Below are 4,663 nucleotides of genomic sequence, written 5' to 3' on the forward strand. Positions count from 1 at the left end.
TTATTATTGATGTGTATGAAAAATAGAAAAAATTTAATTAATTTCTCTAAAGGAGTTAAAGGTATAATGAAAAGAAGAACAGCAAGGGAAAAGGCACTGCAGGCACTTTTTCAAATTGATATAAGTAATACAGAGCCTTCAGACGCAATTGAACATGTATTGGAAGGAGAGGCGGGTGACGAATATCTAACTAGACTCGTTCTAGGGGTAATCGAGCAAAAAGCCGAAATCGACAATTTAATCAGTGAAAATCTAGAAAAATGGTCGATGGACCGCCTAGCAACAGTTGATCGAAATTTATTAAGAATAGCTGCCTATGAAATGAAGTTCTTTCGAACAGAAATTCCTGAAAATGTTATTTTAGATGAAGCCATCGAAATAGCAAAAATCTATGGAGATGACCAGTCAAGTAAGTTTATTAATGGTGTACTATCAAAGGTTAAACATAAGCTTCTAAATAACTAGTGGATTAAGAATTAAGAAGAGCAAAGGGTGGAGAGAAAATGACTGCTATAATTATAAATGGAAAAGAAATTGCTGAAAAGAAAAGAATGGAAATAGCTGAAGAAGTTAGCAGGATAAAAAAACATGGGGTTACTCCTGGACTTGCTGTGATCCTTGTCGGAAATAACCACGCTTCTCGGACATATGTAACAAATAAAGAAAAGGCCTGTAAAGAACTTGGAATGAATTCTGTTTTAATTGAATTGCCAGAGGAGATTTCCGAAGAGGAATTACTATCTAAAATTGATGAGTTAAATAGGGATACTAATATTCACGGAATCTTAGTTCAGTTACCTATTCCTAAACATATTGATGAGAAAAAAGTGATTGAATCGATCTCTCCATTTAAAGATGTTGATGGATTTCACCCAATAAATATTGGCAGAATGATGACTGGCCAGAATGCCTTCCTGCCATGTACTCCTTATGGAATTATGGTCCTACTAGAAGAGACAGGTATATCAATAGCAGGGAAGCATGTTGTAGTGGTAGGGAGAAGTAATATTGTCGGCAAGCCGGTTGGACAATTATTCCTTAATCAGCATGCGACTGTTACATATTGTCATTCGAAAACAAAAGATTTAAAGTTCCATACGAATCAAGCGGATATCCTGATTGCTGCTGTTGGGATAGCTAACTTTATCAAAGCTGAGCATGTAAAAGATGGTGCTGTCGTCATTGATGTAGGTATTAACCGTAACGAAGCCGGAAAGCTTTGTGGCGATGTTGATTTTGCAGAAGTGTCTGAAAAAGCCGGATACATTACACCTGTTCCTAAAGGTGTGGGGCCGATGACAATAACGATGCTTATGTATAATACCCTAAAATCTGCTGCAGAAAGCCTTGATCGTAATTAGAGGTAGGAATTGTCCTTATCTGATTTTTTAGATAAGGACTGTTTTTCGCTAATAGAAGTGTTTTTTATTATTGGGTAAAAAAGGAGTTACATATGCAGGAACAAAGATATTTAACTGTGAATGCTCTAACCAAGTACATAAAAAGAAAATTTGATGCAGACCCGCATTTACGAGATGTGCATGTAAGAGGTGAAATTTCAAATTTTAAACAGCATTCGAGCGGACATATGTATTTTACCTTAAAGGATGAAAAAGCCCGTATACTTGCCGTGATGTTTTCGAGTCACTCGCGGACGATGAAATTCATCCCAGAAAATGGCATGAAAGTGATCGTAAAAGGTGAAATTTCGGTTTATGAACCAAGTGGTCAATATCAAATTTATATAAAAGAAATGCTTCCAGATGGAATTGGGGAATTGTTTTTAGCTTTTGAACAGCTTAAACAAAAACTTGAATTAGAAGGATTATTTGCGCTTGAAGCAAAAAAGAAAATACCATTGTATCCAAAAACAATTGGTGTGATTACATCCCCAACAGGGGCTGCTATAAGAGATGTCATTACAACTATTAAAAGACGATATCCTATTGCAAATATCCTTGTCTTTCCTGCCCTTGTACAGGGGGAAAATGCAGCACCATCGATTGCTAAAGCTATCTCTAAAGCAAATAGCATGACCGGAATTGACGTGCTAATTGTGGGACGGGGCGGAGGTTCCATTGAGGAATTATGGGCCTTTAATGAAGAACTCGTTGCACGTACAATATTTTCTTCAGACATTCCTATCATTTCAGCCGTTGGACATGAAACTGATTTTACTATTGCAGACTTTGTTGCAGATTTACGTGCACCAACTCCAACTGGTGCAGCTGAACTTGCAGTTCCACATATTGATGAGTTAATGGAAAGAGTCTTGCAGCGGCAAACCCGCCTTCTTCGTACGATGAAAGGGAAATTTCAGTTAGAAAAAGAACGGTTAACACGTGTCCAGAAATCATATGCCTTTCGTTATCCACATCGTCTATATGAACAAAAACTAGAACAGGTTGATAAACTAACTGAATTGCTCGTCCGCGGGGCGTCTAGGTTGTCCCAAATTAAAAAAGGGCAACACGAAATTCTTCATAAACGCCTGCAGAGGAACCATCCGAGCCAATCTTTACAGGAAGCAAATAAGCGATTAGATCTTATCAATAAAGAAATGAAACGTGCCATGCTCCAAGTATTTTCAAAAAAACAAACTGAATTTGAACGAATTCTTTCCACCCTTGGGGCATTAAGCCCTTTAAAAATTATGGAACGTGGCTATAGTTTAGCATATTCGGAAGAGAACAGACTGATAAAAAGTATTCATCAAGTGAATATGAACGAGCAAGTTCAGATTCAATTAACAGATGGTAGTCTATTTTGTAAAGTTGAGAATATTAAGGAGAGCGAAAAACGTGAAGACTGAAAATAAACTATCCTTTGAAGAAGCAATGACTAAATTAGAGCAAATTGTGGATAAGCTCGAAGAAGGTGATGTACCTTTAGAAGAAGCAATTATCTTCTATAAAGAAGGTATGGAGTTGTCCAAACTTTGCCATGATAAATTAAAAAGTGTTGAAGACCAATTAACACAGATTATTACGGAGGACGGTCGGACAGAGAGTTTTACTATTGAAGAGGAGGTATAAGACTTGGGAACCGGGTTACTAGATGCATTTGCACATGAATATAAACTTCTGCTTGATTCGGAGCTTCGGACTCTGGTTAATAAGCTTGATGCCCCTCCTATCATTAAGGAATCGATGATTTATTCCCTTGAAGCAGGTGGCAAACGTATACGGCCGCTTTTACTATTTGCTACTTTAGACGCATTTGGAGTAGAGCCGCAAAAAGGGCTTCTTGCTGCTTCGGCTATTGAGATGATCCATACATATTCTCTCATACATGACGATTTGCCAAGCATGGATAATGATGATCTAAGGAGAGGAAAACCGACAAATCATAAAGTTTTTGGTGATGCAATAGCAATATTAGCTGGAGATGCATTATTAACTTATAGTTTTGAGGTAATAGGGAAAATTTCGCCTGAGATTGCATCAGATACAACGAAACTAAAATTAGTGATAGAATTAGCAAGGGCTGCAGGAACAGAAGGAATGGTTGGCGGCCAAGTGGCTGATATGGAAGGGGAAGGAAAATCCTTAACCTTAGAAGAACTTGAGTATATACACATCCATAAAACAGGAAAGTTGCTAAGCTTCAGTGTTCTTGCAGGAGCGATTATGGCAGGTGCAACTCAAGATCAATTAGAAAACCTCTCAGCATTTGCGCATCACTTAGGTCTCGCTTTTCAAATTCAGGATGATATTCTTGATTTAGTTGGGAATCAACAATTAATGGGGAAGCCTGTAGGCAGCGATACCAACAATCATAAAAGTACTTATCCGCAGTTGTTAACACTAGAAGGGGCAGCTGCAGCATTGCATAAACAAATCAATCAGTCAAAGAAGTATTTAGGCATGACAGGATTGAATACAAACCTACTTTTGGAAATAACTGATTTAGTTGCTTCAAGAGACCATTAATATACGGAATTTGAGGCATTGAAATAAGTGTGTTATAATTATTTTCATTGTAGAAAACGTTGTCAATGCCGTTATCACTCAAGTGTTAGCGGCTATTTTTTAATCAAAGTTAAATTTTCTGAATGTGTCTTTTTTACACAGCAACTAAACAGAGAATGCATAAACGTATGAAAGTGAGTGGTCCAAAAATGGATCTATTATCAATAAAAGACCCGGCCTTTTTAAAAGGCATGTCGAATACCGAATTGGAAGCTTTAAGTCAAGATATCCGAAAGTTTTTGATTGAAAAGCTGTCTGTTACTGGAGGCCATATTGGACCGAATTTGGGTGTTGTTGAATTAACTATTGCTTTACATAAATGTTTTAACAGTCCAACAGATAAGATTATTTGGGATGTGGGACATCAATCCTATGTTCATAAAATTTTAACTGGCAGGGCTTGTGAGTTTGATACATTGCGGCAGTATAAAGGCTTATGCGGATTCCCGAAACGAACTGAAAGCGAGCATGATGTATGGGAAACTGGGCATAGTTCCACATCTCTTTCAGCGGCGATGGGAATGGCTATAGCTAGAGATTTAAAAAAGGAAAAATCTTTTGTTATTCCTGTGATCGGAGATGGTGCCTTAACTGGTGGAATGGCGTTGGAAGCCTTAAATCATATAGGTCACGAGAAGAAAGACATGATTGTTATTTTAAATGATAACGAGATGTCAATCGCTCCTAATGTT

6 protein-coding genes are annotated in these 4,663 nt (G+C 37.5%); all 6 read left to right on the forward strand.

The genetic code is table 11. The features are described from left to right. Positions 1 to 66: 66 nt before the first annotated feature. Positions 67 to 465: a transcription antitermination factor NusB gene (nusB, locus tag V7659_RS13690; RefSeq protein WP_335540458.1), complete on the forward strand. Its 399-nt coding sequence runs from the start codon at positions 67 to 69 to the stop codon at positions 463 to 465. A 38-nt stretch (positions 466 to 503) separates the two neighbouring features. Then, a complete protein-coding gene (gene folD / locus V7659_RS13695; RefSeq protein WP_335540459.1) occupies positions 504 to 1,361 on the forward strand; it encodes a bifunctional methylenetetrahydrofolate dehydrogenase/methenyltetrahydrofolate cyclohydrolase FolD in 858 nt (285 codons plus the stop codon). 92 nt (positions 1,362 to 1,453) lie between these two features. Then, positions 1,454 to 2,812 (forward strand): exodeoxyribonuclease VII large subunit, encoded by a 1,359-nt coding sequence (gene xseA / locus V7659_RS13700; protein ID WP_335540460.1) that lies wholly within the window; start codon positions 1,454 to 1,456, stop codon positions 2,810 to 2,812. Further along, on the forward strand, positions 2,802 to 3,035 hold the full coding sequence (locus V7659_RS13705) for an exodeoxyribonuclease VII small subunit (RefSeq protein WP_335540461.1): 234 nt from the start codon (positions 2,802 to 2,804) through the stop codon (positions 3,033 to 3,035). Before xseA ends, V7659_RS13705 begins: the two co-directional genes overlap by 11 nt. A 3-nt stretch (positions 3,036 to 3,038) precedes the next feature. After that, positions 3,039 to 3,932, forward strand: a complete 894-nt coding sequence (locus tag V7659_RS13710) for a polyprenyl synthetase family protein (RefSeq protein ID WP_335540462.1) — start codon at positions 3,039 to 3,041, stop codon at positions 3,930 to 3,932. A 188-nt stretch (positions 3,933 to 4,120) separates the two neighbouring features. After that, positions 4,121 to 4,663 (forward strand): 1-deoxy-D-xylulose-5-phosphate synthase N-terminal domain-containing protein (locus V7659_RS13715; RefSeq protein WP_335540463.1); only part of this gene is annotated, 543 nt, incomplete at its 3' end.

Source organism: Neobacillus drentensis (genome assembly GCF_036966985.1).
Lineage (GTDB): Bacteria > Bacillota > Bacilli > Bacillales > Cytobacillaceae > Neobacillus > Neobacillus drentensis_E.